The sequence below is a fragment of the Vibrio sp. 99K-1 genome (assembly GCF_013114585.1).
Lineage (GTDB): Bacteria > Pseudomonadota > Gammaproteobacteria > Enterobacterales > Vibrionaceae > Vibrio > Vibrio chagasii_B.
In genome coordinates this window covers 46,958-72,997 of the sequence record NZ_VTXF01000021.1, presented here as the reverse complement: position 1 = coordinate 72,997, position 26,040 = coordinate 46,958, and the positions used below count along the sequence as shown (strand labels likewise).

Sequence of the window (26,040 nt, the reverse complement as noted above, 5' to 3'; positions counted from 1 at the left end):
GGAGCTAACTTGACGTTGGGTTATGCGACGACCAGTGTTGCAGCTTTCTTCATCGCTTCCTTAGTAGAACACTCAATCACATTCGCGTTGGCAAAGCGGTGAGCGTCTTTCACTTGAATATCGTGAGCCAAGATAACCAGCTTCGCGTTGGCGACATCTAAGTCGGTGATGCGGTTCTGAATACCGTTTTGACCTTGTGTTTCTACTTTGATTTTCAGACCTGCTGCCGCACCTGCTTTCTCTAGTGCTTTGGCTGCCATGAAGGTGTGTGCAACACCAGAAGGGCAACAAGTTACTGCTACGATGTCGTACTCGCCTTCGCCTGCTACAGGTGCTGCTTGAGCTTGTGCTGGTGCAGCTTCAACTGTGTTTTCTTCGGTTTCAACAGCGACTGGTTTCCAGAAGCCAACGATAACCGCTGTGGTTAGAGAGCCTAGTGCGATACCGACCACGTACATAGGGATGTTGCTTGATACAGGTGCAGTGATTAGGCCACCCCACGGTGCGTGAAGTAGGATGTCAGTCATGAAGCCAAACACACAACCAACGATACCACCGGCTACGATTGAAGGAAGAACGCGCATTGGGTCATTCGCTGCGAATGGGATAGCACCTTCAGAGATACCGATAGAGCCCATGATTGCTGCTGCTTTACCTGCTTCTTGTTCTTGTTTAGAGAACTTGTTTTTGAATAGGAAAGTTGCCAGTGCCATACCTAGAGGTGGTGTACAAATCGCGATGCCTACGCCGCCCATTAACCATGGTTGTGTGTCTACTTGAGTTTGAGCAAATAGGGTCGCCACTTTGTTGATAGGGCCGCCCATATCGAACGCCGTCATACCACCAAGGATTGTGCCCAGAACCATCTTAGATGCACCCGCCATTGACGCTAGGAACTCGTTCATTGAAGCCATGAACAGTTTGATTGGCTCACCGATGCCCCACAGTACGATACCTGCCGAGATTAGCGTACCAACAAGCGGGTAGATGAAGTACGCACCTAGTGCTGTCATGTTAGTAGAAAGTGGGATCTTCTTAAGTTGAAGTACCACGCCACCTGCGATGAAGCCAGCCACGATACAGCCAAGGAAGCCGCCGCCCATGTCTGCCATAATGCCAGAAGAGATCATTGCAGGTGCTAGTGCTGGTTTGTCTGCAATTGAGTAACCAATAAAGCCGCCAAGAATGATTGGGAAAAGAATAAGGCCCTTGATACCGATGTTAGAGATGTCTGCCAGCAAGCCGTCTGCTGGAACCGCACCTTTACCCGATGCCATGACCGCTAAAGCCAACAGAACACCACCGGCTACGATGAAAGGCAGCATGTGTGATGTACCGAAAAGCAGGTGACCTTTCATGGTACTAAGGAGTTTTTTAAAGTCGCTACTACTATTTTTATTATTAGAATTGCTACTGGTATTCGTAGCTTGATTTGCTAGGGTACTCATAATTGTCTACGCCTTATGAATTAATTAAAATATTAAGGATTTGATGTTCATCTTTTGCGTTATGGATATCTTGAATAAATTCATCACTGAATTTTCCAAATAGTTCTTGTAGTACATAAATATGATGGTCAGCACCGTTGTCTGGTGAGGCAATCATAAAAAATACGGTTGGGCTAATACCGTCTTCATCGCCATACTCAATGCCTTCTCGCTTTACACCAACAGCAATTGCTGGCTCTGTTACTGCCTTGCTTTTCGAGTGTGGGTAAGCGATGCCGTCCATTGAGGTGATGCTTTGAGATTCACGAATTTCAATGTCTGCCAAAAAGGCTTCTTTACTGCTGATTCGGTTATTCTCAAATAACATGCCTGCCAATTCTTCAAACAGTTCTTTTTTATTATTTGCTTGAAGGTTGTTATTAATTAAGTTGACGTTAGTTAGCTGTGTGATCATTTATTAACTCATTCACTATTGAAGTTCTTGAATTAAAATTAATGGATTAACCTGATTCGCGAAATAGCAAATAAAAGCCCTTCACTGTACATTTGTATCCAGCAAAATTAAGTGTGATTTGCATCATTCATCCAGTGTGAGATGGGTCATATTTGATGGTGTATTTCGGTGTTGAAATAACTTTCTGTAGGAACAAAAATGCCCTGCAAAAGCAGGGCATAGATAGTGTGTGATTAGTGGTGATGGAGCTAGCTGTAAGCGCGCGCTACACGTCCAACGCAGTCGAGTTTGTAGCTCTCGGCATAAGCAGGAATAAACACCGACTGGCCTTTCTCTATCACGCAGGTTTCGCCACATTGGTGAGTGAGCACCATGTACTCGTCGAGTGGCAGTAGGATCTCTGCACCTTCGGTCGTGATCTGGCGTTGATGTGAGTTTTGCACGATAGAGAACTTAAAATCCTCAACTGGAATTTGATATTCCATCACATCACCTTGCTCAATCGGGCTGAGCAATAATCTATCCGCAGGCTTTTCATTAAATCGAGTACAAGAAACCAGTTCGTTCACGTCCATGTACTTAGGCGTTAACCCGGCACGCAGCACATTATCGGAGTTCGCCATGATCTCTAAGCCTGTGCCTTTGATGTAAGCGTGAGGGGTTTCAGCGTCCAGATACATGGCTTGCCCCGGCTTTAGCGTAATCACGTTCAATAGTAGCGGAGCAAACAGGCCGACATCACCTGGGTATTGGTTTTCCAGTTCTGAAATCAATTGGAATACACGTTTATCAGAAAGCTTGGCCTTCATGATCAACATGGTCAGCGCCATGCCTTTTTGTTCACCTTCCAAAGACAATAAGCTTGCAAAAAAACAGGCTAAGCCATTGGGTGTTTGATCGCCCGCGAGATCGTTTACCATCGAATGTAACTCAGGAATGTCGAGGTAATGAAAATGCTCAAGGATCTCGCTTATCGACCTAAAGCCATTCATCGCTGTGTAGTCGGTTAGGGCATACACCAGTTCTGGCTTGTGATTAGGATCCTTGTAGTTACGATTGCCTGCGGTCATCGGAATACCTTGTTGCTCTTCAAGAGCATAGCCAGATTCCGCTTGCTGCTTGTTTGGGTGGACTTGAACAGACAGTGCCTTCTCCGCAGCTAACACCTTGAATAGGTAAGGCAGCTCGCCAAAACGACTTGCAACTTTCTCGCTTAAAAACAGGTTTAGGTTCTTAGAGATCAAGCTCGATAATGTGGTCTGCTGCCCATTGTCGTTCACCATTGAGCAACCATTCGGGTGAGCACCCATCCAGATCTCGGCTTGCGGCTCACCAGACTGGTTATCTATGCCAAACAGTTGGCTAAACGAAGAAGGGCTACCCCATGCGTAGTTTTGAATCACATTAGTCATAGGGTAGAAAAAACGTTGTACGAACGAATCGTTCGCTAAAGAAAAATCAGACATCGAAATCACCATGAAGGGAAACATGGCTTGAGCTCTACTCGGCTTAATGAAATGCGAGAGTAGAGTGGGCTCAAGCCATTGGAGTTGAAATGGCTTAAGCCGCTGCTGTTGCTAGCTTGGCTTTGCGTAGGTTTTTAAGTGCGATACAAGTAACCGCAGTTACGCCCGCACCAGACGCCATGCATACCAGTGCTAGCAGTGGGTAGTTGATTGCGCCAAGTAGAGCGACCACTGGACCACCGTGAGCAACGCTGTTGGTGATGCCAAATGAGAACGCCATTACCGCAGCAGTCATTGAGCCAAGCACGTTGGCAGGGATAACTGACATTGGATCTTGAGCCGCGAAAGGAATTGCACCTTCAGAGATACCCACTAAGCCCATCGCGCCTGCTGCTTTGCCTGCTTCAATTTCAGAAGATTCAAATAAGTCGAACTTACGGCCGATTCTGGTTGCGATAGCCATACCCAGTGGAGCGACAGGAATTGCACATGCCATTGCGCCCATGAACTGAGTTTGACCGCTGGCAATCATGCCGACTGAGAATAGGAACGCCACCTTGTTGAACGGGCCACCCATATCAAAGCCCGCCATGCCGCCCAGTACGATGCCAAGTAGAACCACGTTGCCTGTGCTCATGCTAGTTAGTAGGGCAGTAAGCGCATCCATTAGCCCCGCGATAGGTGCACCAATGACGAAGATGAACAAACCTGCGATGAATAGAGAACCAGTGATCGGAGCGATCATGATAGGCACAAGCGGTTGAACGAACTTGTGGTAGCTAAACGAAGTAATCCATTTAACGAAGTAGCCCACTAACAGACCTGCGATGATTGCGCCAATGAAGCCAGTGCCTGCGTCAGCGCCATAGAAAGAGCCGTTGTTTGCGATCCAGCCGCCAATCAAGCCAGGGGTTAGAGCAGGGCGGTCAGCAATCGCGTAAGCAATGTAGCCGGCCAAGATTGGGATCATCAGGGTGAAGGCAACCACGCCCACTTCTAGGATTTGGTTCCACATGCTGCCAGCAGGAATCGCCATACCAGACTCACTTGGTTCGCCACCAATCGCTAGCGCTAGGGCAATCAAAAGGCCGCCTGTGACCACGAATGGGATCATGTGAGATACACCATTCATCAAGTAACGGTAAAGATCTGAGCGCGCTTGTGAGGCTTTTTCGGCAACAGATTGGTTGGTCGGTGCTTGTTCTGCTTGGTAGCTCGGCGCATTGAGTGCTTGTTTGATCAAACCTTGTGCGTCTTTGATTGGCGCTTTTACGTTGGTTTTGATAACGCGTTTGCCAGCAAAACGAGCCATGTCGACCTGTTTGTCACAAGCCACCACAATTGCGTCGGCACGTTCGATCTCTTCTTGAGTCGGGCTGTTTTTAACGCCGATAGAACCGTTGGTTTCGACCTTAACATCGTAGCCAAGAGCCGCCGCACCTTTCTCTAGTGCTTCAGCTGCCAAATAAGTGTGTGCAACGCCAGCTGGGCAGCCTGTCACGCCAATGATGAAGCCTTGTTTCTCAACGTTGGTTTCAGTTTCTGAAGGCTCAGGTTTGCTAAGCAGTAGTTCTAATGCTTGTTGTTCAGATTGAGCATTCATGAAGCTTTCGATAAAGCCTTCTTCAATCAGTTTTGAAGAAAGTTCTGCCAGTACTTCGATGTGGTGATTATCGCCGCCATCAGGAGAGGCAATCATGAAGAATAGTTTTGATGGCTGGCCGTCATCGGCGCCGTACTCGATACCCTGTTGATGGACACCGATAACAACCGCGGGTTTAATCACCGCAGCGCTTTTCGCGTGTGGCAGTGCAATACCTTCTTCAAATCCGGTATTGCCTTGTTCTTCACGAGCCTTAATGTCGGCAAGAAACTGTGCTTTGTCTGAGATTCTGCCTTGTGCGTAAAGCACGTCTATCAGCTCTTTAAATACGTCTTCTTTTGAATTAGCGCTAAGCGAAAGCTTAATCAAATCTTGATTGATCAATGTCGTGATCATAATGAACCCCTACTCTGTTCTTATTTTGTTAGGGGTATTCTGGAATCTACGGCTTACCTTCTGTAGTGAAGAAAAAATGCATTTACTGGATGATTGTTGCGTTATAAATGGAGTGTGATTTTGATCGGTCGAACGGGCGTTTTTAGCCCTGTGTTGACAAGGTTTGTCGTGCATTGAAGCTTTTATTTATAAGGGCTGCAGCGTGTTTTGTTATCTGGAAAATTACGTGCCTCATTGATTTGTGCACTGGAGATTTATTTCTACGACTGGATTTTTGTAACCTAGATCTCAAATTGTGATTTTGCTCAATAGCGCTATGTTTCACTAAGGAGTATATCTATTCCTGTAGCCTTATTGCTGCCTATATGAGTTCGAATAAATGATATTTCATGACCTAATCTCGTCGGTACTAAATGAGCGAGAACCATTTCATAACATCTGGTTTGCGGGAGATTTTCACACGCCTTCAGCATTCAGTTATCAGGTGAACTTTCCGCGTTTAGAACTGGTGCTTGACGGTGAGTATATTAATGAAATGGAGAGTCATGATCGTAAGATCACCAATGTTGTTGCGAAAGCTGGGGATGCGATTTTCATCCCGCCTAACTGCTGGAACAAGCCGAACTGGGATACTGATTGTTCGGTACTGAGTATGTTGTTTGGACGTCGTCAGCTTGGTTTAAGCTTGGTGAGCAAGCGCAAAGGGGAAGAGAGCTTTTACGATATCCAAAAGCACAGTATTCAGACTCGCTCGGGTTTTGCGATTGATAACATTTTGGAGGCGCTTAGTTCACTTGCGAGGGAAAGTAACAAGCAACCTATGGATGAGTTATTACTGCAAGCGCTGCTGCAATATAGTAAGACGATGTTAGATGCGCCCGTCGAGAAATCTCACAGCCGAGTACAGGATGTGTATCAGGGCATTTGTATCTACATTCAAGAGAACTTCCACCGCCACATCACCCGTGACAGCATCGCTTCGCGTTTTAGTATTTCATCCAACCACTTGTCACGAATGTTCCGTCAACAAGGCCATATGACGCTGGCCGAGTACATCACACGCGTGCGAGTCGATCGCGCTAAGTTCATGCTTAAGAAGTACAACTTCAAGCTCAATGAAGTGTCGGTGCGTTGCGGCTTTAAAGACGTGAACTATTTCTGCCGAGTTTTCAAAAACCGCACCGGAAGAACACCGACCGAGTATCGAGGATCAATCTAGCTCTAACGAGCTGGTAACTAAATAAGACGTGAAGAGATATACATCAACAAGGCTTGCAGGTCGACACTGCTTCGGGTCTTTTGCAGACGTTCATTGACCTGATCGTGAAGCAGGTTTCTGGTTAGGTTGGTAGCCGCCACAATATGCTCACGCTGTGGTTTGGTTGGCAGAACAAGAGCAATGGCTACATGCACTTCGCCGATACGTGATGCCCAGTCAATCGGGTCGTCACTGACGATAACCGCAATCGAGAGGTCTTGGGTAGATTCAAACATCACATGCGGCAGTGCGATACCTGGTGACACACATGTAGACGAGCGTTCTTCTCGCTTAATGAATGCCAGAATTAGTTCATCTGGGTTTTCTGGATAAACAAGGTGAGCGAGCCCTTTCAAGCACTCAAATTTTGTCAGTTGAGTTTGCGCCTTGGCGTGGTGCCATTTGATGTCACAAGGTGGGCATATCTGTGGCATTCGCTGGATTAGATCGTTTGAAAACTCATGGTTCACTTGCGAACCAACCATGGCGTAATGTTCGGCAATCACGTCTTTTATGACAAAACACGCGAGCTCTGCATCAATACCTACCGCGGTTATCTGGCATAAATCCCCTCGGAGTAAACCTACTTGCAGCATCGCGACAGATTTAGAGAGATCGGCGGTTCGGTTTTGAGTGATGTTGATAATGCGGATGGTACTTTTGAACTTTTTCGCTAAGCGAGCAAGCGGCTGCGCGACATGTGAGTTCGCCGTTGGATTGTCAACAAAGAAGGTGATCTGATATTCGTTCATGAAAGGCTTAAGCCCGACAATGCTTAATAAAGACTTTATCGACACTCAACAATACTTCTTCCATAGGGATGAATACGGTTTTTGCTGCGTCGAAGCGGCTTGGTTGTTCAATGTCGATGTCAGAGACGATCAATACCTTGTCTGCGAGAGTAATATCCTGTGCAGTCAGTAAGTTTTCAATACCCATAGCGCCTTGCGTCTCAACCTTGATTGAAACGTTGAATTTAGGGGCTGTTTTATTTAATGCATCAGCTGCCATATAGGTGTGCGCAATGCCTGTAGGGCACGCAGTTACCGCTACAATTCTCATTATTATTCTCGGCTTAATGTCGTCATTTTACTACCTGGTATGGGAAAACCCAGTATAGACCGGGAGCATACCGTAGGGGCGATACGTTTATGGGTTCTGTGGATTTTATGGATTGCCGTTTTTTATTCCAAGGTGAAAGTCACACTCTGAGCTCTTGGTTACAATAATCCAGTTAATGCACCTTTCGTCCTATATGATGATCAACGACACACCGCTAATCTTTTCATCCTATTAACATCGAATTTTAATTTAGGTCGGAAGAACCTAATTTCTTCAGTCTGAAATCAGGCGAGGCAGAGTAAACCATGGATATCACTAACATTATAGAGCCCGAGATTATCTGCTTGGAACTACAAGCAGACTCTAAACAGGCGGTATTTGAAGAGCTTGTCGAACTACTCGATCGTGCTGGTAAGCTCTCGAATAAAAGTGAATTCCTTGATGATATCTGGAAGCGTGAGGCTATTGGCAATACGGGATTTGATGATGGTATTGCGATTCCACATGCGAAAAGTACTGCCGTTGCTAAACCTGCTGTTGCTGTAGGTATCAGTCGAACGGGGATTGATTATGGTGCCGATGGCGGTGAGCTGTCTGATGTGTTTTTTATGCTCGCTTCGCCAGACAACAATGACGATCACCATATCGAGGTGCTGGCTCAGATCTCGACCAAACTGATTGAAGATGACTTTGTTACAAAATTAAAGGCTGTCGAGTCGGTCGAAGAGGCTCAAGAGCTGTTTCTTGAAGCCAATTCCGACTCTTTCGATAGCTATGCCTCTAGCCATCATGAAGTGTACGTTGAGCCGCTCAGTCCTTGGGCGCAGTCTCTTAATCGCTTGAAAGAGCATTTGCTGTATGGCACTTCGCACATGATTCCGTTCGTAGTCGCGGGCGGTGTGCTTTTGTCTTTGTCGGTTATGATATCTGGTCATGGTGCGGTTCCTGAAAGTGGTGTGTTGGCAGATATCGCGCAGATGGGTATCGCTGGCTTAACCTTGTTTACTGCGGTTCTAGGCGGCTACATTGCGTACTCAATGGCCGACAAACCGGGTTTAGCGCCCGGTATGATTGGTTCTTGGGTTGCGGTGAACCAATACAACACTGGTTTTCTTGGGGCGATAGTGGTCGGTTTCTTTGCTGGCTTTGTGGTGAATCTACTTAAAAGGATCAAGCTGCCAGACAGCATGATCTCGCTGAGCTCTATTTTCATTTATCCGTTAGTTGGCACCTTTGTAACCTGTGGTGCTGTGATGTGGGTGATTGGTTCCCCGATAGCCCAAGTGATGCTTGAGATGAATCAAATGCTGACGGGTATGGCTGGCTCAGGAAAAATGGTACTCGGTAGTATTTTAGGCGCGATGACGGCCTTTGATATGGGCGGCCCAATCAACAAGGTCGCTACACTGTTTGCTCAAACGCAGGTGAATACTCAGCCTTGGTTGATGGGTGGCGTTGGCATTGCGATTTGTACGCCGCCACTGGGTATGGCTTTGGCGACTTTCCTTTCACCGAAGAAGTTCAAGCGAGACGAACGTGAAGCAGGCAAAGCCGCAGGTATCATGGGTATGATCGGTATCAGTGAAGGTGCGATTCCTTTTGCTGCCGCCGACCCTGCGCGAGTGCTGCCTGCTGTGGTTGCTGGTGGCATTGTCGGTAATGTGGTTGGTTTTATGTTCCATGTGGTAAACCATGCACCATGGGGCGGTTGGATTGTTCTGCCTGTGGTTGATGGCAAACTTGGCTACATTATTGGCACACTTGCGGGGGCGCTAACCACGGCATTCATCGTGATACTGCTTAAAAAGAATGTGGTAGAAGGTGACGAACTTTCTTATCAGTCTGCCGGTGGTTCGGTAACAGAAGAAGGACAAGCGGATGTGTTGGCAATTACTTCATGCCCATCAGGTGTTGCTCATACTTTCTTGGCGGCTAAGTCTTTAGAAAAGGCGGCCCATCACCTTGGAGTTCGGATAAAGGTTGAGACCCAAGGTGCCAACGGAATAGGTAATCGCATTACACAGAAAGATATTGAAAGGGCGAGGTTGGTGATCTTCGCTCACGATGTGGCGATTAAGGAAGTTGAGCGCTTTGCGAATGTGAAAATCTTAGATGTCAGCACTAAAGAAGCGATGCTCAATGCGCAGGCGTTGATCATGCGAAAGGTGTAACCCTTAAACCTTAAAGTTAATCATCTATAAAGTTAACTAGACTCAAACTAAAAAGACTCCGCTCTAGCCTTTGGCTAACAGTGGAGTCTTTTTGTATGGCTTCTAAAACAAGTTGAGCTTTTAAAAAGGATGATACTTAAATACGTCTTCAACCATAGAGTTAAGCAAATCGATGTCGTCACAGGTTTTCGCGTAGGTACGCAAGCCTGCGATCTGAACTTGAACATGTCGAGCAAGTTGAGTCGGTTCACGCTCTTTACTGATCTCACCTAGCTCTTGAGCTTCGGTAATCAGCTTAGCGAACTCACCTTCCATGATCTTAAGAGATCTCTTCGCCTCTTCTAATAATTCGGCGTGTTCGTCAGTCAACTCAGCTACCGTCTTAGCCAACATACACATGCCATTTGGCGCACTTTTTTTAGATTCAACTACTGCACGTTTTACGAAGCTTTCAAGCGCTTTGATTGGTGAGTCTGTTTCGCTGCGAAAGCGGTTTAGATTAAGAATGCCAAGTTCGGTATAGCGAGCAAGCGTCTCTTTAAACAAACCTTCTTTGCTGCCAAATGTCGCGTAGATGCTACCCGGACGCATATCAATCACGTCTTGCAGGTTACGCATAGAAGTCGCGTGAAAGCCCTTTTCCCAATATAGGTTCGTTGCTTTATCTACTACGTCTTGTCTATCGAACTTCGCGGTCTTGGCCATAACATCTACTTCATTAATCTGAACATATGTTCAATATTTTATGCTGAACGTTCGTTCTAGTAAAGGTGTGTTTTGCTCGACTTAATTGTCGTTCTTGCACCTTACTGGTGCATAAGGCGCTCTATTGAATGCAATTTATGACAAGCTTTCGCTGCTTTTACTGTGGAATATTGCTCAATGTCTGCTAAACGCTAGTCGTCGACCACTTCGACGGTTTTATGCTGTGCGCCGTAATAGGTGCCTTCATCGATAGTGTACATCAGTGTTTCTTCACACTCTGGGCAATCGAATTCTTCATTGGGTTCGATTGCTGCTTCTTCTACCCATTCCCATCCAATATGTTCTTCGCAAGCGGGACAGTCCATAAAACCTCTAATTATGCTTCTACGTTAGTTGAATTCGTAACTTTTTGAGTCCGGCATTATACATAGTTGGCGCTGAACATGTAGCGACAACTGAGGTGATAAAGGGTGTGTTTGTACCTCTTTAGGGTTATGAAAAACTGTCATTTTTCAGTCACTTGCGTCGGAAAAACGTTGTTGCACGTTTTTTGTGTTTTCTAAAGCTGCATAGCTAACAAATTTATAAATAAACCAATGAATTTTGTAAGGTTAAATGCTAGCGTTATCGATTGTCGTCCGATATGGCACGGTAATTGATAAAACTAATCAGTACAGGCACACCATTTTTGAAGTGTGTCGAATAACATGACAGATAAAGATTCGTCAGCTGCTAGGAAATAAAAATGAAATTAACCGATATGTCTTTTAAGCAAAAAATCATCGCTTTGCTTATTTTACCGATCTTAGGGTTTCTCTGGCTCAGTGTTTCTGCGATATCCAAGGGTGTAGAAACTAAGAGTGAAATGTCCTCATTAAATCAACTGACACGCCTTTCGGTAGTGTACAGTGAGTTAGTGCATGAATTACAAAAAGAGCGAGGCATGACCGCTGGCTTTATTGGATCTCAAGGAACCAAGTTTGTCAGTGAATTAGCTGCGCAGAGAACCAATGCCGACAACCGACGTAATGAAAGAAACGATTACTGGCAGTCTACCAATATCAATCTGCCACAGATCAATCGCCTGAATACAGAGATAAGCCAGAGCCTTAATCAGATCACGACGATTCGAAATCGAGTGGACTCTCAATCTATCCCACTTTCAGAGGCATTGGGTTACTACACCCAACTGAATGCCAAGCTACTAAGCGTATCGGCGTTAATTGCTGAGCTAAGTTCTGATGCCATCATCACTACAGAGACCATCGCTTACTACAACTTCTTGCAAGGCAAAGAGCGAGCGGGTATTGAGCGTGCTGTTCTAAATAACACCTTTTCTAAAAATGAATTTGGTCCGGGTATGCTGGTGAAATTCATCTCTTTGGTGACAGAGCAAAATACCTACTTTTCGAATTTTGAAGTGTTGAGCAACCCAGCGAACGTTCGTTTCTTTGAGCAACAGTTAAACGATCGCTCTGTAGCAGAAGTAGAAAAACTTCGTAGTTTGGCTGAATCTAAGATGAGTGGCTTTGATGTCGACCCTGTGTACTGGTTCTCTCAATCTACCGCTCGTATTGTTCAGCTAAAGAAAACAGAAAACCACCTTGCTGAGTCACTGATTGCGTTGACTGAGAAAAAGATGTCACAGGCGCAATCTGCGATGATGATGAGTATCGGTCTATTTGCTTTGATTACGTTGTTTGCGACTTTCGTGAGCTTTAAAGCGATCAGCGACCTGACGATGAGAGTGAAAGACTTGACAGTGATGTTGTCTAAAGTTCGTAATGACAATGATCTAACGGTTCGTGCTAAGTACGTTGGTAGCAGCGAACTTGGACAGATCTCTTCGGCACTCAACGAAACTCTAGAGAAGTTTTCAAACGTTATCGACAACCTGTCTCAATCGAGCCTTACTTTGGCTTCAGCCGCTGAAGAAACCTCACAAACTTGCCATTACAACTCGAATACGCTGGTTCAACAACAAGATCAAATCGGTTTAGTTGCGACGGCGACAGAAGAGTTATCGGCTACGGTAAATGAAGTCGCGGCAAAAACTCAGCAGACAGCCAGCTCTGCTAAAATGGTCGATGAGCAGTCACAAGAAGGTTTGAGTACAGTTCAGGATTCTTATCACTCGATTGAAAAACTGGCATCTGAAATTAATGATCTAGCGGAAAAGATCACGCACTTACATGAGAGCAGTAATAACATTAACAGTGTGATTGATGTGATTAAGTCCGTCGCTGAACAGACTAACTTGTTAGCATTGAACGCGGCAATTGAAGCGGCACGAGCGGGTGAGCAAGGTCGTGGGTTTGCGGTCGTAGCCGATGAAGTTCGTACACTGGCGCAGCGCACCCAGCAATCGACAGCTGAAATTGAAGGCTTTATCAGCTCGCTACAGTCTGATGTGCAGACGGCGTTCAATGTTATTGATAACAGCCAGAAGATGTCGTCTAAAGCGGTTGAGGATTCAAAAGAGGTTGAGCACACTTTACAAGGTATCTCAGCATCGGTAAGCGAGATATTTAGCATGACCGAACAGATCGCCACAGCAACGGAAGAGCAAGCCGTTGTGACTCAAGATATCGCGCAAAACGTGATGGCAGTAGAGCAGAAATCGACGGAGTCGACCACAGGTGCAACTCAAATTGCAGCAACAGCCAAAGAACAAGCTGAACTGGCGGCTTCATTGAAAGAGATCGCTAGTACGTTTAAGAGCTAATCTTTCAGAGTTAGAAGTTTTCCATCTTATATAAAAATGTCCTGCCTAATGCGGGACATTTTTTTAGTGGGATATTTTTGGGTAAAGCGACTAAAGCGCTTGTCCGTTAACCGACAATTTCACATCAATGTTGCCGCGAACCGCATTTGAATATGGGCAAACTTGGTGAGCGGTTTTTACCAGCGTAACAGCCTCTTCTTGAGCCAAGTCGAGCTCAATCGCTAATGAAACGGTTAAAGCAAAACCACCATTTTCATTTGGACCGATACCAACCGTTGCAGTTGTTGGCGCCGATGCAATCTTGATTTTCATTTCTTTCGCTACGTGAAGTAGAGCATTTGAGAAACACGCAGAGTAGCCCGCAGCAAACAGTTGCTCAGGGTTCGTTGCTTCACCTGAACCGCCCATTTCCTTCGGGTAGCTTAATGCAACAGAAAGCAAATTATCGTCAGTAGAAACTTGGCCGTTACGACCAGCAATTGCAGTAGCAGAAGTAGTGTAGAGTGTTGTCATTGTCTTAATCCTTAAAATGGTTGTGTAAAATTAAATTGCGCGCAACTTTATTTTGAGGTGAGCTTAATTGATAAAACTTATGTGTGCAAGTATATTGTGTGCAATTTAATTTATTGATGAGGTGATCGTGAGCGACCAAGATGAATATCTAAAGTTAGATAATCAGGTGTGCTTTGCACTTTACAGTGCTTCAAATGCAATGAGTCGAGCTTATCAACCTCTGCTGAAAGCGCTTGATCTTACTTATTTACAGTACATTGTGATGATGGTGCTTTGGGAGCAACAAGAGATAAATGTCAAAGCGTTAGGCGCTAAAACACATTTAGATTCAGGAACCTTGACTCCATTACTTAAGCGTTTAGAAGCAAAAGGTTATGTGCTTCGTAAACGTAGTGCTGAAGATGAACGAGTGCGAGTAATTACGCTAACTCCTGTAGGGACTGAACTTAAAGAGCGCGCGCAAACTGTCCCAGAAGAGATATTTTGTTTGTCTAAGATGAATGAAAACGAACTTACATCGCTCAAAGCGCAATGTGAGCAGTTACTTGACAACTTAACTCAATAAGAACGTCTCTTTAATTCTCAGTAATAACGTTCAAATACTGAAAAAGCCAGTGAGTATCTACTGTTAATAGCAGAGACTCCTGGCTTTTTGTGTTTTGATGTGAGTGTGAGGTACTTGTTTAATCTTCACTCACAAACACATACATATCACCACGGCAGCGGTTGATACTGTGCCTCTATCTAACCCATAAACCAAGACACGAAAATCAACGCGCCAAAACCGAATGTCGCCATTAGTGCGGTGTCGCCACCCGCAGCTGTGTAGCTGCCCTCGGTTTGTAGGTGAGGGAAGTCAGGTCTACGAACTTTAACTACCATTGCGAGCGGTCCCCAGATAGCTAGGAACACCAGCACCATACCTGCATAGTCGAGCATGCTGACGAATTGGCTAGCAAACAACTCAGCCAATACCAAAGGCAACACAAAGGTCAGAGCGTAAGCCATTAGCTTGTTGTTGGTTACCGCGTCTTTGTTTTGGTCATACAGCGCCATGGACACGCCGAGGAAAGAAGTCACCAATGCCAGTGCAGAGAACAGAGCAATCACTACTTTTAACCAAGCAGATTGTCCGCTAAACGCAGAGATCAGTTCTGAAATGTTGTGGAACTGGCTGATCGCGTCTGTACCAAGGTTACCGATAATCGCGAACAACCAAGTGAGGTAGCACACGAGCGGAATCACTGAACCTAACAGAATCATATTGCGGATCTGCTTTTGAGTCGCTTCACGGTTGTAGATAACCAGTGACGGGATCACCACCATAGAGGCAAAGCTGGTAAAGATAACCGCGCTGTATTGCACCACATCATTGGCTGTGTATTGGCTAGTTTGAGTGAGGTAATCAAGACGGATATTGCTAAACAGAGAAGCGATAACAATAAATAGCATCACCACCATCATGATGAATAGGCCACGGTTCAACTTATCGATATAAGACTTACCCGCTACCACAATCACACCCATAAATAGGCTGAAAACGGTATAAGCAGCAGATGCAGAGATGTTTACGCCAACATCGAGCAGTAGCTTATGGATGATGTCACCCACGCCCAAGATATAAGCGATCAGCATGCACACTAGCAGTAGGTAAAAGAGTGCATTGATAAAGTGTTTTCCTTTGCTGCCCAGAGTGAGGTAAGCAACACTGCTCATGCCACTGTTATCTTTGGTTTTGGTACACGCTTCTGCCAATAGGAGAGCTGAGTATGTGGTGCCGATAAAGATAAGTAGCATCAGCACTGAGCTGATCATGAAGCCAAATTGAGCCAACACCATGGGAATAGCGAGCATGCCAGCCCCTAATGCAGTTCCTGAAAGAATCAAAGAACTGCCGAATAATTTCATATTCAAAAAAGCAACCTCTAAGTATCCAATTAGTTTTTAGTTGGATTGTAAATATTTGTTGCCAAGCCTAACAAATTACTCAGTAAAGTTAGGGGTTAAATTCTAATTATTTTTGAATTTTTCTAAAAAATTTAAGCAGGAATTTATGGTGGGTATGAGTGGTTGATTTAAGTATTCATTCGGTGATTTTATTTATCGTTCTGATAACTTTTGTAAATTGCTCGCCGATTAATAGGCCGCGGTTTATAGCTGAAAAATCGGTGTCTTATTTTCAGCAGAATTGAGTCAAAACCTTGCTTATTGCGTGAATTCTTGGCTGTAGCCTTTTCCATATACTGACGGTTTGTCGTAAATGGAAAGATCCGTTGTCGTAGATGCCACTCGGTAGTTTGGCGTTTCGCTCTTATTATCCTCACACCAATTATGTGGGGGTGTTATGTATCGTTTTCTGTTTTGTAGTTTCGCACTTGTTCTCTTGTATCCAACGGCGATTGATTTGTATTTGGTTGGCTTGCCTCAAATCGCGGCTGATCTAAATGCCTCGGAGGCGCATCTCCATGTGGCGTTTTCTATCTATCTTGCGGGCATGGCAACTACTATGCTGTTCGCAGGTAAATTTGCCGACAAGGTAGGAAGAAAGCCTGTCGCGATTTTCGGTGCGATTGTCTTTGCTATCTCTTCAATGTTCGGTGGCATTGTGACTAGTGCGGAACCGTTTCTAGCGGTGCGCTTTTTCCAAGGTGTTGGCGCGGGTTCATGTTATGTAGTGGCATTCGCCATACTTCGAGATGTGTTAGACGATCAAAAACGCGCTAAGGTGTTGTCGATGATGAATGGCATTACCTGCATCGTGCCAGTGCTTGCACCGGTGATCGGTCACTTAATCATGACGGTATACCCTTGGCCGAGTCTGTTCACGACCATGGCAAGTATGGGGGTAGTCGTGTGTTTGTTGTCGGTGTTAGTGCTAAGAGAAACCAAGCCGAATAGCGTAGGCTCGAAAGTCACAAAAGCTTCTGTGTCTCAATCAACTTCAACCGAAACTTTTAAGGAGCACTTGTTTATCAGCCGAGTGATCATGACCAGCTTGGGCGTGACGGCGATTCTGACTTACGTGAATGTGTCTCCAATGCTGATAATGACTGAGCTTGGTTTCGACCGTGGTCAATACTCATATACCATGGCTCTCACTGCATTAGTCAGTATGCTGGTGTCTTTCTCCGCGCCGTTTGCCTTGAATGTGTTTAAACAAAAAAGCCTCATGCTGACATCTCAAACGTGCTTTGTGATTGCAGCTATCTTGTTGCTCGCATCGATTGATGGTGGGCTAGGGCATTATGTAACCCTGCTAGGCTTTGCTTTTGTGTGTGGTGGCTTCTCGTTAGGTTTTGGTGTCGCGATGAGCCAAGCATTGAGCTGTTATTCACAACGAGCAGGCGTTGCGAGCTCAATATTGGGCGTTTCTCAGGTGTGCACGTCGGCACTGTTTATCTGGTTGATGGGCGTGATTGGGCTAAGTGCATTGAATATGTTGGTATTTATACTGGCTGCTGGTGGAGTTATCAGTATTGCTCTAATACTATGGGTAGGTCCTTCCCAAGTGAAAAGTGATTATGAAGAAGCCACTAGCCCGTCTTGATCTCAACCTGTTGTTCACTCTGCAATTGCTGCTGCAAGAGCAGAGTGTCTCAAAAGCTGCCAAAAAGCTTAACGTTACGCCCTCAACGGTGAGTAAATCACTGACTAAGCTTAGAGACTGGTTTGATGATCCTCTGTTTGTAAAAACGCCAAGAGGTTTAACGCCGACACCACTTGCGCTCAGCATGGTGAAAGATCTTCAAGAGTGGCTGCAGATTGGTAGCCAAATTCTCACGACTCGTGGTGATGATGCGCCCAAAGATGTGCGATTGAATCTAGAGGCGGAATCCCCGCTGTCACTGATTATGCTCAATGAGCTGACGCAAAGCGTGTATCAACGCTATCCGAATGCGAAGATCAAAATGCGTAACTGGGATTATGACTCGATAGACTCTATTGTTCGTGGCGAATCTGATATTGGTTTTTCAGGGCGAGAAAGCCATCCGCGCTCGAAAGAGTCTCTAGACGCGCTGCCGTACTTCATCGATTTCGAGGTTTTGTTTCACGACATGCCAGTGGTGTATCTCAGAAAAGATCATCCTGCCTTACAGGAAGAGTGGAACCTTGAGGCTTTTCTCAAATACCCTCATATCAATATCGTGTGGGAAAAAAGCGAAACGTGGGCGCTGGATGAAGTGTTAACCGATCTACAACTAGACCGAAACATTGCTCTAACTCTTGCAGGCTTTGAGCAGTCTCTGTTTATGGCGGCTCAATCAAATCACTCTATGACGACGGTTGCGCCCAACTACTGCCGACGTTACGCAGAGCAACTTCACCCCAACCTAACCTGCTTACCTATTCCGTTAGACGAAGAACATGCCAATAAATTGCTAATTCCTTTCACTATGATTTGGCATAAACGCAATGCCTATAATCCGCTCGTTTTATGGCTAAAAGACACACTCAGATCGCTTTACCAGTTTGAAGGAAAACAGGTAAAAGACGTGAAAAGTGTCTAAAATTCTGTTGACCTGACTACAACTTCATAGTTTATCTTTGCTACCGAAATGAGAGGGGGAGTGCATGTATCGTATCTCTGAACTGGCCGAATTAGTTGGGCTGAGTCGTTCTACATTGTTGTATTACGGCAAGCTAGGTTTGATTGAAGCTCAGCGTCAGAGCAATGGCTATCGTCTTTATTCTGAAAAGGATCTACAACGTGTTCGCTTGTTACAGCAATTGCAAGCGGGTGGGTTGACGCTCAAAGAGTGCCAAGCCTGCTTAGATGCAAAGATCGAACGTAGTTTGTTGGAAAATAGACTCAAGCAGTTGGACGAAGAGCTACTGCAAAAACAGCGTTCACGAGATCTATTAGCAGCAATGTTAGGCGAAAGCGGATTAGAAGAGTGGCATGAGTCGATGGATAAGCTTGCGCCAGATGCACACCTCGATTGGTTAATTAAGCAGGGCTTTGATGAGAAACAGGCTCTGCGATTGAAGTGGTTATCGAAAGACATGAATGAACATGAACAATATATGGCGGATTTCGGCGTCATTTTTGAGGGACTAGAACGTTTAGGTCCCGGAACGAATGAGGACACGCTTACCGCGCTTTCCTACGTTTCGGAAGCACCGAAGCGCGTCCTTGAAATTGGTTGTGGTAAAGGCATTGCAACCGCCGTATTAACGAACGCCATGAAAAAACATCAGGCTGAAGTGCAGGTCACTGCGGTAGATAATGATCAACCGTGTTTGGATATTCTAAATCAGCAAGCACTAGAACTTGGTCTGGAAAGTAATATCAAAACGGTATGTGCAAGCATGATGGATTTACCGTTTGAAGCTAAGTCATTCGACTTAATCTGGTCAGAGGGTAGCGCTTACATCATGGGTGTCCAGAAGGCACTTAAGCAGTGGCGAAAGTTACTTGCCGATGATGGCATATTAGTCGTGAATGATTTGGTCTGGAACACCGAGAATCCTAGCGAATCAGCCGAAGTGTTCTGGCAGAAAGAGTACCCAGATATGACGACGGTTTCTGAGCGCATTAAACAGGCAAAAGCAGCGGGTTATCAAGTCCTGAATGACTTTGCGATGAGTTATGCCGGTTGGCTTGCCTACTATCAGCCCTTGCAAAAGCAAGTTGAAGCTCTGAAAGCGACGATGCCAAACTCAAAAGCGCTAGCAGATTGCGACAATGAAATTAAACAATTCTTCAATAACAGCAAACTTGTGGAAGGCTCTCAAGGCTCTGTGAAGCGTGATTTTGATTATCACTTTTTTGTGTTGAAGAAAGTACAGTAAGTGAAGAACACCATGAAATATAGACAATACGATTCAAGCGAGATCGAAACGATCACTCAGCTTTTTACTCGAACCTTTACTGATTCAGAAGGTGAAAATGAAGGTAAAACCGTGGGTAAGCTTGCCAATGACCTTTTGACGACTACAGATCCAACAGAACTACTTTGCTTTGTTGCTGAAGATGATTCTATTGAGTCTGACAGCAAGGTTGTGGGTGCGATTATCTTTACTCCGCTTTCATTTGACGATGAAACCAAGGCGTATTTACTTTCACCAGTAGCGGTGAGCACACAGGTTCAAAAGCGTGGTATCGGCCAACAACTGATTAACTTCGGCTTAGAGACTCTAAAAGAGCAGGGTGTTGACCTTGCAGTGACGTATGGTGATCCTAGTTATTATTCAAGGGTGGGCTTTGAGCAAATCACTGTTGAACAAATCCCTGCGCCATTTGAGTTGAGCTACTCTCACGGTTGGATCGCTCAATCGCTGACTGGCGGGGAAATCAAAGTGGCGAGCGAACAGTCTAGCTGTGTTGAAGCTTTGGCTCACGCTGAGTACTGGTAGTAATTCAAAAATAAAATCTTAAATGAATGAAAGCCCATCAGGTCCACTTGATGGGCTTTTTTTATTTTTAATCAAAAGGATAAGTTAACAATGACTCGACTTTGAATAGTCTATTCTTCCTTTTAATTTCCTATTCGATAGTTATATCTTGAACAACTGTTCAAAATATAACTTGAACGATCGTTCTAGTTTGGTTTATATTGTTTTCACACCAACGGAGAGCAGTCACTAAATCTCCGTAAATGACCAAATTTAGAATCAGATTTGATAGGAATAGAACGATGAGCAAATTCAAAATTCACTCAGTAGAATCAGCACCAGAACAAAGCCAACCTATTCTTGAAGGTGCGAAAAAACAGATGGGTCGAGTTCCAGGTTTATTTGGTGTGTTAGCGGAATCACCGAATACACTCAAGGCTTATACTCAGCTTCATCAAGCGTTTGGCGATTCATCTTTCGATGCAGAAGAGCTGACAGTGGTTTGGCAAACCATTAACGTTGAGCACGAATGTCACTACTGCGTCCCAGCTCATACTGGCATTGCACACTCAATGAAGGTTGACCCGGCAATTACTGAAGCACTGCGTAATCGCACCGCAATGCCAACAGAAAAGCTGCAAGCTCTACACGACTTCACACTAAGCATGGTTCGTAATCGCGGCAATGTGCCAGCAAACGAAATGGAAGCATTCTTCGCTGCGGGTTACGGCCAACAGCAAGTTTTAGAAGTGATTCTTGGCCTGTCACAGAAAGTGATCAGTAACTACGTAAACCACGTTGCTGAAACGCCAGTAGACAAAGTATTTGAGCAGTTCGCTTGGCAAGGTTAATCGCTTTTAATTAAGCCGGGAATGATAATGATGAAGGCCCCGCTCAGTTGAGCGGGGCTTTGTTATGTTCAGGGTCTAGCCTGATTGGTGGAGCAGTTAACGTGTATGTTTGGCGATCAACTTCGCCAGCGTCGCGACTCCTTCTTTCCAGTCCTTGTTCTCTTCAATGTTCGCGACAGTAAAGCGCAGGCAATGTTTGTATTGGTCGTGGGTGCCAAACACAGTGCCGGGTAAGATACCTAACTTATGCTTCAAACAATCTTGGTAGACGGCATAGCTGTCGAGTGATTCGGGGAGCGTTATCCAGTTTATAAATGCTCCCTCAGGTTTGGAAAGATGGTAGCGTCCTACAAGATGAGGGTAGCTATCTAAGGCTTGAATCAAAAGGCTTTGAAATTGCTTTTGGTTGGTTTGATAGAGTCGCTTCATCTTAGATAAATGACTGCGATATTTGCCAGTGGTGAGAAACTGGCCGACCGCTGATTGCATCAGGTTGGAGCTACCCATGTTGTCACACAGTAGGTACTTTTCGATTAAAGGTTGATAGCGACCGGAAAGCAGCCAGCCAACACGCAAGCGAGAGTCCAAAGTCTTGGATAGAGAGTTCACGTAGATCACTCGTTCTTGGTCATCCAGTTCTTTCAAGCTCGCAATCGGAGCATCAAACGCCAAACTCCCGAACACATCATCTTCAATAATCGGCAAAGATCCGGTTATCTCTAATAATGCTTTTCGGTTGGCAAGTGGCATTCTAGATCCTGTCGGGTTGGTAAAGTTTGGTGTCAGCAGCAGCGTTTTCACTTCCCATTTATCTAAGGCATTTTGTAGTGCTTGAATATCGATTCCAAGGCTCACACTGCTTGGTATTTCAAGTGCTTGTAAGCCTAGTGATTCCAATAGGAGTAAGTTACCAAAGTAGCATGGAGACTCAACTACAACGATATCGCCCGGTTTGGTTAACGCGCGAAGTGCTAAACTGATCGCTTGCTGCGCGCCGTGAGTGATCGCAATCTCTTTCGATCCTGCAGGTACGCCCAGATCGTGGGTGATCTTTAACAATTGTTTTACTAATTGTTCGTCGCCGGGCGGCAGTTGGTAATAGCCAGGAAGTTGAGTCTGCAAGCGGCTGTGGCGACCAATTTCAGCGTACAGACTACGAATGGCGGGGTTGTTAATGTTTGGGTGAGCAGAGCCTGCTTGTAACTTTAAACGCCCACTGGGGCGGGAGAGTACAGATTTAGTGACAGATAAAAGGTCAACTTTTTGCGGCTGGCTCGGTGCATCCCAACTTGTGGTGTTGGGGGCTTTAACGCGATAACCCGACTTGGGAACGGAATATACCCAGCCCGTCGCTTCCAACTCTTGATAGGCACGAATCACGGTGTTTTTGCTTACACCCAGTTGCTCGCTTAGTTGTCGGATTGAGGGTAGGCGATCGTCAGGGTGAAAGAGCCCTTTATCGATTTGAGCCTTAATATGTTGCTCGGTGGCGAGATATTTATTACCGCTGACTTCTACTTCCACACTGTTCTCCCATCTACTGACTCTCAATCTGTAACCATTTAAAGTGTTATATCTGTATCTTTATTAGTTATCTGTACCCAACTAAGGTAACAGCATTGATGAAGAGTTGACCAGAGGTTTGTAATGCTGATTAAAATGATTCCGTTTGTGTTTGTAATATTGTGGTCGTCAGGCTTTGTTGGCGCTCGGCTTGGTGTTGAATACGCTGAACCCGCGACGTTACTTTCACTTAGGATGGTAGCCAACGTAGCGCTGTTCTTGGTTTTGATTGCAATCCTTAAACGTCGTATCCCTCGTGGTCGAGCATTCTTCCATGCGTGTGTTGTTGGGATATTGATTCATGGTTTTTACCTCGGTGGTACCTATCTGGCGATTGATATGGGGATGCCTGCAGGTTTGAGCTCTTTATTGGTGGGTCTGCAACCTATTCTTACCGCGCTGATCATGGTCAGCTTCACCTCACAGCGTTTTAACTTTGCGCAATGGCTTGGTTTAGCGCTTGGCTTTGCGGGTATTAGCTTGGTGTTAATGGGTAATATTGAATGGCAATCGGATGACCAAAAAGGCTTGGCGACACTGTTATGCTTAGTGTCACTGGTAGGTATTACTTGCGGCACTTTATATCAAAAGCGTTTCTGTAAGGGCACAGACATGGTGGGCGGTGCAATGGTGCAATACTTGGCTTCTGCAGCGTTGTTCCTGCCTTTTGCGATGCGCTACGAAACCATGCAAGTGAACTGGACGGTAGAATTTACGTTAACGCTGATTTGGCTGGTGGTCGTTCTATCTTGTGTCGCAATATTGTTGTTACTTTACATGGTGGAGAATGGGGCGTCTTCAAGTGTCGCATCGGTGTTTTATCTCGTACCGCCGACAACCGCAATTCAAGCGTGGCTTATCTTCGGCGAGTCGTTCGACATCTATGGCGCAATGGGTTTTGCGTTGTCAGCCACTGCGGTTTATCTGGTGGTGAAGAAGCCCGAATTGATTAGGTTCCGAAGACAAGCAGCTTTAAACCGTTAAAAATAAAAAGAGCCTGAATATTCAGGCTCTTTCTCTGTCAATAACTTTCTAGCGACTATCGATTAGCGCTTCATCAAGCATGCGTAAGCCGTTGTAAACGGTGCTTCTTGGTATTGTTTTAGACCAGTCTCTTTGAACTTCATCATTAGAGGGTTACGCTTCAGGCTTTCTTTGATGTCTGCTGGAGAAACTACTTCAACGTTTAGTCCGTCGATCAATTGGATCGCTGCTTCTAGTTTGAAGCCGAAGCCACCGCCAGCAAATTTGCCTTTAGTTTGGCGTTGGCGAATCACTACTTTTTCTACTTGGTAATCTTCCATTAACTTTGCAAAAGAGAATTGAAAGTCTTTCATATTCTGTGTGTCGTTAGCGTCGCTGATAGAAACCTTAGAAACTCGGCAATCAGGAATGTTAAATACACCATCTGACAGAGAAAGAAGACAGATGACTGCATCGTTACCTTTGATTTCAACACCACAAATTTTCATGTTCTTACCTACTTATTTTAGAGCCCTATATTATGGTGTTATTTCTAACACTTCTCCAGTATTTGCGTGTATCCGTCGAAAATAAGTCTAAATCAGAGAATATCTTAGCGGCGAAAAGTTAACCTTTGGCTAATTTATCATCATGTAGATAGGCGGTAACGTTTGCTATGGGATGAGGCTCACAAAAGCTTAGCGGGATTTCATATGTGTGCTGTATATTGCGCGCGCATCCCTATTTGAAGTGTGGTTATTAATCCCAATGAATATCAATAATCTTTCGATTAAGAGTAAAATCGCGATCCCGCTGTTGGTGATTGTGATTGTTTTTTCTACCGTTACCGTGCTCAACGTTATCAGATCAAATGCTCAAGCTGCGATTAATAACGAGCTCAACAATGTCGTTCAACCTGTTCTAGATAACCTAGAAGATGGCTACCGCGATATCTACCAAATCATCGCTTCAGCGCAAGGCTTGTTACTTGCGAAAGATCAGGCGGCGATTGACTATCAAAAGTTCGAATTCAAAGACAACGCTTATAAAGCGGTTCCACGCTTTGAAAGTGTTGAGACTTTGTATCGAGCTGGTGTGTTAGATCCTTCTTCACGTGGTGAACTGTCTAAACTGGTTAATGCGATGAGTAAGTGGGTCGCGCTACACGAACCTATGTTTGCTGACCCTGCGAATGCACATCAATACAACATTGATTACTCGCCAGCGTTAGATGCTGAGTTTGCGATTATCCGTAAACAACTGCGTGATATCCGTACCCTGATTGAGTTGAAGCAGAAAGAGCTGCGTCAGCAAGCGGGCGACTCAATTGAATCAAGCAAGTTGATCATTGAGGTTGGAATGGCAGTCGCTGTTTTTGCCGCATTGTTTGCGATGTGGTTATCGAACCGTTTCATTGTTCAACCAATCCAGAACGTTGAGAAAGCAATGAATGAGATCGCATCAGGTGATGGTGACTTATCTCAGCGCATGAAGGTGGAAGGGAACGACGAGATTGCTCGTTTAAGCTCTGCTTTCAATAAGTTTGTTGGCAAAATCCACGTTACGGTTGAGCAAGTAATTTTCACGTCAAACGCTGTTCGATCTGAGATGGAAAATATTAAGTCGCTCACTCAAAGCGTTGCTGAATTCTCTTCAAACCAACAGCGAGAGAGTGAAGTTGTTGCGGCTGCTGTTCATGAAATGCAGGCGACTAGCGAAGTGGTGAGTGGTAATGCCCTAGATGCGGCTACCGCAAGTAACGTTGCGAATCACGAAGTGGAGTCGGCAGACACTACGCTTGGTCTAACCGTGACATCAATTGAACGTCTAGCTCAAGATATTGAGAACGCGGGTGGTGTGGTTCAGGAACTGGATACTGATGTGAAAAACATCGCCTCTATTCTTGGCGTTATCAAAGGTATTGCTGAACAAACTAATTTGTTGGCCTTAAATGCAGCGATCGAAGCGGCACGTGCTGGCGAACAAGGTCGTGGTTTTGCTGTAGTCGCGGACGAAGTACGTGCATTGGCAAGTAAAACTCAAGACAGCACTGGTGAAATCGAGGCTATGATTGAGCGTTTAGAGGTCGGGGCTAAGCATGCTGTTGGCGTGATGAGCGAGAGCAAAATCAGCGGCGAGAAAACCATTATTCAAGCAGGGACTGCAGCGTCTTCTTTGAGTGAGATTCGTAATTCAATAGGTAAGATGAATGACATGAACACGCAGATTGCGACGGCAGCTTCTCAGCAGTCTCAAGTGTCTGAAGAAGTGAACAAAAATGTTCAACGTATCGCAGAAAGTACGATGCAAATGGTTGAGATGGCGAGCAGCGCTGAAAATGCGTGTATGGCTTTGGCCGAGCAATGTGAGGCGCTTGATAGCCTAGTTTCGCAGTTCGAGGTGTAACATTTAGAGCTGAGATGAACGTGGTTTGTTCTCGTTAGCCGCAAAGAAATAGCAGAAAGCCCGAACTCCATGAGTTCGGGCTTTCTTTTTAGATACATGATCCGTTGTTGACCGTGAGCT

The 26,040-nt window shown here is 45.2% G+C and carries 23 protein-coding genes; 11 read left to right on the top strand and 12 right to left on the bottom strand.

Going from position 1 to position 26,040, the window contains the following annotated elements:
- Positions 1-20: 20 nt before the first annotated feature.
- The 4 genes from F0228_RS17135 to F0228_RS17120 all read right to left on the bottom strand — a co-directional run bounded on the left by F0228_RS17135 (position 21) and on the right by F0228_RS17120 (position 5,367).
- Positions 21-1,448: a fructose-specific PTS transporter subunit EIIC gene (locus tag F0228_RS17135; protein WP_171762521.1), complete on the bottom strand. Its 1,428-nt coding sequence runs from the start codon at positions 1,446-1,448 to the stop codon at positions 21-23.
- Positions 1,449-1,461: 13 nt separating this feature from the next.
- Positions 1,462-1,902 (bottom strand): PTS sugar transporter subunit IIA, encoded by a 441-nt coding sequence (locus tag F0228_RS17130; protein WP_061033876.1) that lies wholly within the window; start codon positions 1,900-1,902, stop codon positions 1,462-1,464.
- A gap of 248 nt (positions 1,903-2,150) precedes the next feature.
- Positions 2,151-3,368, bottom strand: a complete 1,218-nt coding sequence (manA, locus tag F0228_RS17125) for a mannose-6-phosphate isomerase, class I (RefSeq protein ID WP_171762520.1) — start codon at positions 3,366-3,368, stop codon at positions 2,151-2,153.
- A 94-nt stretch (positions 3,369-3,462) separates the two neighbouring features.
- The gene (locus tag F0228_RS17120; RefSeq protein ID WP_061033874.1) at positions 3,463-5,367 is read right to left on the bottom strand and encodes a fructose-specific PTS transporter subunit EIIC; all 1,905 of its coding nucleotides are present in this window, start codon (positions 5,365-5,367) and stop codon (positions 3,463-3,465) included.
- A 379-nt stretch (positions 5,368-5,746) separates the two neighbouring features.
- Between F0228_RS17120 and F0228_RS17115 the strand changes: the two genes are divergently transcribed.
- Complete coding sequence (locus F0228_RS17115; protein ID WP_061033873.1) at positions 5,747-6,586, top strand: AraC family transcriptional regulator; 840 nt, start codon at positions 5,747-5,749, stop codon at positions 6,584-6,586.
- A 17-nt stretch (positions 6,587-6,603) separates the two neighbouring features.
- Here F0228_RS17115 and F0228_RS17110 read toward each other — a convergent pair whose 3' ends face one another.
- Complete coding sequence (locus tag F0228_RS17110) at positions 6,604-7,377, bottom strand: PTS sugar transporter subunit IIA (protein ID WP_061033872.1); 774 nt, start codon at positions 7,375-7,377, stop codon at positions 6,604-6,606.
- Positions 7,378-7,384: 7 nt separating this feature from the next.
- Positions 7,385-7,687 (bottom strand): fructose PTS transporter subunit IIB, encoded by a 303-nt coding sequence (locus F0228_RS17105; protein WP_061033871.1) that lies wholly within the window; start codon positions 7,685-7,687, stop codon positions 7,385-7,387.
- Between the two features lie 305 nt (positions 7,688-7,992).
- Here F0228_RS17105 and F0228_RS17100 point away from each other — a divergent pair, with 305 nt between their 5' ends.
- Positions 7,993-9,858, top strand: a complete 1,866-nt coding sequence (locus F0228_RS17100) for a fructose-specific PTS transporter subunit EIIC (RefSeq protein ID WP_061033870.1) — start codon at positions 7,993-7,995, stop codon at positions 9,856-9,858.
- Positions 9,859-9,978: 120 nt separating this feature from the next.
- Here F0228_RS17100 and F0228_RS17095 read toward each other — a convergent pair whose 3' ends face one another.
- Together F0228_RS17095 and F0228_RS17090 are read right to left on the bottom strand one after the other, a co-directional pair.
- Entirely contained in the window at positions 9,979-10,563 is a 585-nt protein-coding gene (locus F0228_RS17095; protein ID WP_061033869.1) for a TetR/AcrR family transcriptional regulator, read from the bottom strand.
- A gap of 191 nt (positions 10,564-10,754) precedes the next feature.
- Positions 10,755-10,928: a hypothetical protein gene (locus F0228_RS17090; RefSeq protein ID WP_008216632.1), complete on the bottom strand. Its 174-nt coding sequence runs from the start codon at positions 10,926-10,928 to the stop codon at positions 10,755-10,757.
- A gap of 380 nt (positions 10,929-11,308) precedes the next feature.
- Here F0228_RS17090 and F0228_RS17085 point away from each other — a divergent pair, with 380 nt between their 5' ends.
- Positions 11,309-13,288: a methyl-accepting chemotaxis protein gene (locus F0228_RS17085; RefSeq protein WP_171762519.1), complete on the top strand. Its 1,980-nt coding sequence runs from the start codon at positions 11,309-11,311 to the stop codon at positions 13,286-13,288.
- A 90-nt stretch (positions 13,289-13,378) separates the two neighbouring features.
- Here F0228_RS17085 and F0228_RS17080 read toward each other — a convergent pair whose 3' ends face one another.
- On the bottom strand, positions 13,379-13,801 hold the full coding sequence (locus tag F0228_RS17080) for an organic hydroperoxide resistance protein (protein WP_008216630.1): 423 nt from the start codon (positions 13,799-13,801) through the stop codon (positions 13,379-13,381).
- A 127-nt stretch (positions 13,802-13,928) separates the two neighbouring features.
- Here F0228_RS17080 and F0228_RS17075 point away from each other — a divergent pair, with 127 nt between their 5' ends.
- Positions 13,929-14,366, top strand: coding sequence for a MarR family transcriptional regulator (locus F0228_RS17075; protein ID WP_171762518.1), 438 nt, complete (start codon positions 13,929-13,931; stop codon positions 14,364-14,366).
- A gap of 179 nt (positions 14,367-14,545) precedes the next feature.
- On the opposite strand, the gene F0228_RS17070 is transcribed toward F0228_RS17075, so the two are convergent.
- Positions 14,546-15,709 carry an aromatic amino acid transport family protein gene (locus tag F0228_RS17070; protein ID WP_061033866.1) on the bottom strand — a complete coding sequence of 388 codons (1,164 nt, stop codon included), beginning with the start codon at positions 15,707-15,709 and terminating at the stop codon, positions 14,546-14,548.
- Positions 15,710-16,145: 436 nt separating this feature from the next.
- Between F0228_RS17070 and F0228_RS17065 the strand changes: the two genes are divergently transcribed.
- From F0228_RS17065 to F0228_RS17045, 5 genes are all read left to right on the top strand, one after another.
- Positions 16,146-17,348 (top strand): MFS transporter, encoded by a 1,203-nt coding sequence (locus F0228_RS17065; RefSeq protein WP_061033865.1) that lies wholly within the window; start codon positions 16,146-16,148, stop codon positions 17,346-17,348.
- On the top strand, positions 17,323-18,309 hold the full coding sequence (yidZ, locus tag F0228_RS17060) for an HTH-type transcriptional regulator YidZ (RefSeq protein ID WP_050651352.1): 987 nt from the start codon (positions 17,323-17,325) through the stop codon (positions 18,307-18,309). The genes F0228_RS17065 and yidZ overlap by 26 nt, the downstream gene beginning before the upstream one ends.
- 64 nt (positions 18,310-18,373) lie before the next feature.
- A complete protein-coding gene (locus F0228_RS17055; protein ID WP_061033864.1) occupies positions 18,374-19,594 on the top strand; it encodes a MerR family transcriptional regulator in 1,221 nt (406 codons plus the stop codon).
- Positions 19,595-20,158: an N-acetyltransferase gene (locus F0228_RS17050; protein WP_081090370.1), complete on the top strand. Its 564-nt coding sequence runs from the start codon at positions 19,595-19,597 to the stop codon at positions 20,156-20,158.
- A gap of 281 nt (positions 20,159-20,439) precedes the next feature.
- The gene (locus F0228_RS17045; RefSeq protein ID WP_061033863.1) at positions 20,440-20,988 is read left to right on the top strand and encodes a carboxymuconolactone decarboxylase family protein; all 549 of its coding nucleotides are present in this window, start codon (positions 20,440-20,442) and stop codon (positions 20,986-20,988) included.
- Between the two features lie 96 nt (positions 20,989-21,084).
- On the opposite strand, the gene F0228_RS17040 is transcribed toward F0228_RS17045, so the two are convergent.
- Positions 21,085-22,512: a PLP-dependent aminotransferase family protein gene (locus F0228_RS17040; RefSeq protein WP_171762517.1), complete on the bottom strand. Its 1,428-nt coding sequence runs from the start codon at positions 22,510-22,512 to the stop codon at positions 21,085-21,087.
- 123 nt (positions 22,513-22,635) lie between these two features.
- On the opposite strand from F0228_RS17040, the gene F0228_RS17035 reads away from it, so the two are divergent.
- Complete coding sequence (locus tag F0228_RS17035) at positions 22,636-23,535, top strand: DMT family transporter (protein ID WP_061033858.1); 900 nt, start codon at positions 22,636-22,638, stop codon at positions 23,533-23,535.
- Positions 23,536-23,597: 62 nt separating this feature from the next.
- Here F0228_RS17035 and F0228_RS17030 read toward each other — a convergent pair whose 3' ends face one another.
- Positions 23,598-24,023, bottom strand: coding sequence for a DUF3010 family protein (locus F0228_RS17030; RefSeq protein WP_004741147.1), 426 nt, complete (start codon positions 24,021-24,023; stop codon positions 23,598-23,600).
- Positions 24,024-24,282: 259 nt separating this feature from the next.
- Here F0228_RS17030 and F0228_RS17025 point away from each other — a divergent pair, with 259 nt between their 5' ends.
- Positions 24,283-25,920 (top strand): methyl-accepting chemotaxis protein, encoded by a 1,638-nt coding sequence (locus F0228_RS17025; RefSeq protein ID WP_171762516.1) that lies wholly within the window; start codon positions 24,283-24,285, stop codon positions 25,918-25,920.
- Positions 25,921-26,040: the final 120 nt, after the last annotated feature.

Bases quoted from the DNA above. Each gene is read 5' to 3' on its own strand.
- F0228_RS17135 (WP_171762521.1), bottom strand. From the start codon at position 1,448: ATGAGTACCCTAGCAAATCAAGCTACGAATACCAGTAGCAATTCTAAT.
- F0228_RS17130 (WP_061033876.1), bottom strand. From the start codon at position 1,902: ATGATCACACAGCTAACTAACGTCAACTTAATTAATAACAACCTTCAA.
- manA (WP_171762520.1), bottom strand. From the start codon at position 3,368: ATGTCTGATTTTTCTTTAGCGAACGATTCGTTCGTACAACGTTTTTTC.
- F0228_RS17120 (WP_061033874.1), bottom strand. From the start codon at position 5,367: ATGATCACGACATTGATCAATCAAGATTTGATTAAGCTTTCGCTTAGC.
- F0228_RS17115 (WP_061033873.1), top strand. From the start codon at position 5,747: ATGATATTTCATGACCTAATCTCGTCGGTACTAAATGAGCGAGAACCA.
- F0228_RS17110 (WP_061033872.1), bottom strand. From the start codon at position 7,377: ATGAACGAATATCAGATCACCTTCTTTGTTGACAATCCAACGGCGAAC.
- F0228_RS17105 (WP_061033871.1), bottom strand. From the start codon at position 7,687: ATGAGAATTGTAGCGGTAACTGCGTGCCCTACAGGCATTGCGCACACC.
- F0228_RS17100 (WP_061033870.1), top strand. From the start codon at position 7,993: ATGGATATCACTAACATTATAGAGCCCGAGATTATCTGCTTGGAACTA.
- F0228_RS17095 (WP_061033869.1), bottom strand. From the start codon at position 10,563: ATGGCCAAGACCGCGAAGTTCGATAGACAAGACGTAGTAGATAAAGCA.
- F0228_RS17090 (WP_008216632.1), bottom strand. From the start codon at position 10,928: ATGGACTGTCCCGCTTGCGAAGAACATATTGGATGGGAATGGGTAGAA.
- F0228_RS17085 (WP_171762519.1), top strand. From the start codon at position 11,309: ATGAAATTAACCGATATGTCTTTTAAGCAAAAAATCATCGCTTTGCTT.
- F0228_RS17080 (WP_008216630.1), bottom strand. From the start codon at position 13,801: ATGACAACACTCTACACTACTTCTGCTACTGCAATTGCTGGTCGTAAC.
- F0228_RS17070 (WP_061033866.1), bottom strand. From the start codon at position 15,709: ATGAAATTATTCGGCAGTTCTTTGATTCTTTCAGGAACTGCATTAGGG.
- F0228_RS17065 (WP_061033865.1), top strand. From the start codon at position 16,146: ATGTATCGTTTTCTGTTTTGTAGTTTCGCACTTGTTCTCTTGTATCCA.
- yidZ (WP_050651352.1), top strand. From the start codon at position 17,323: ATGAAGAAGCCACTAGCCCGTCTTGATCTCAACCTGTTGTTCACTCTG.
- F0228_RS17055 (WP_061033864.1), top strand. From the start codon at position 18,374: ATGTATCGTATCTCTGAACTGGCCGAATTAGTTGGGCTGAGTCGTTCT.
- F0228_RS17045 (WP_061033863.1), top strand. From the start codon at position 20,440: ATGAGCAAATTCAAAATTCACTCAGTAGAATCAGCACCAGAACAAAGC.
- F0228_RS17035 (WP_061033858.1), top strand. From the start codon at position 22,636: ATGCTGATTAAAATGATTCCGTTTGTGTTTGTAATATTGTGGTCGTCA.
- F0228_RS17030 (WP_004741147.1), bottom strand. From the start codon at position 24,023: ATGAAAATTTGTGGTGTTGAAATCAAAGGTAACGATGCAGTCATCTGT.
- F0228_RS17025 (WP_171762516.1), top strand. From the start codon at position 24,283: ATGAATATCAATAATCTTTCGATTAAGAGTAAAATCGCGATCCCGCTG.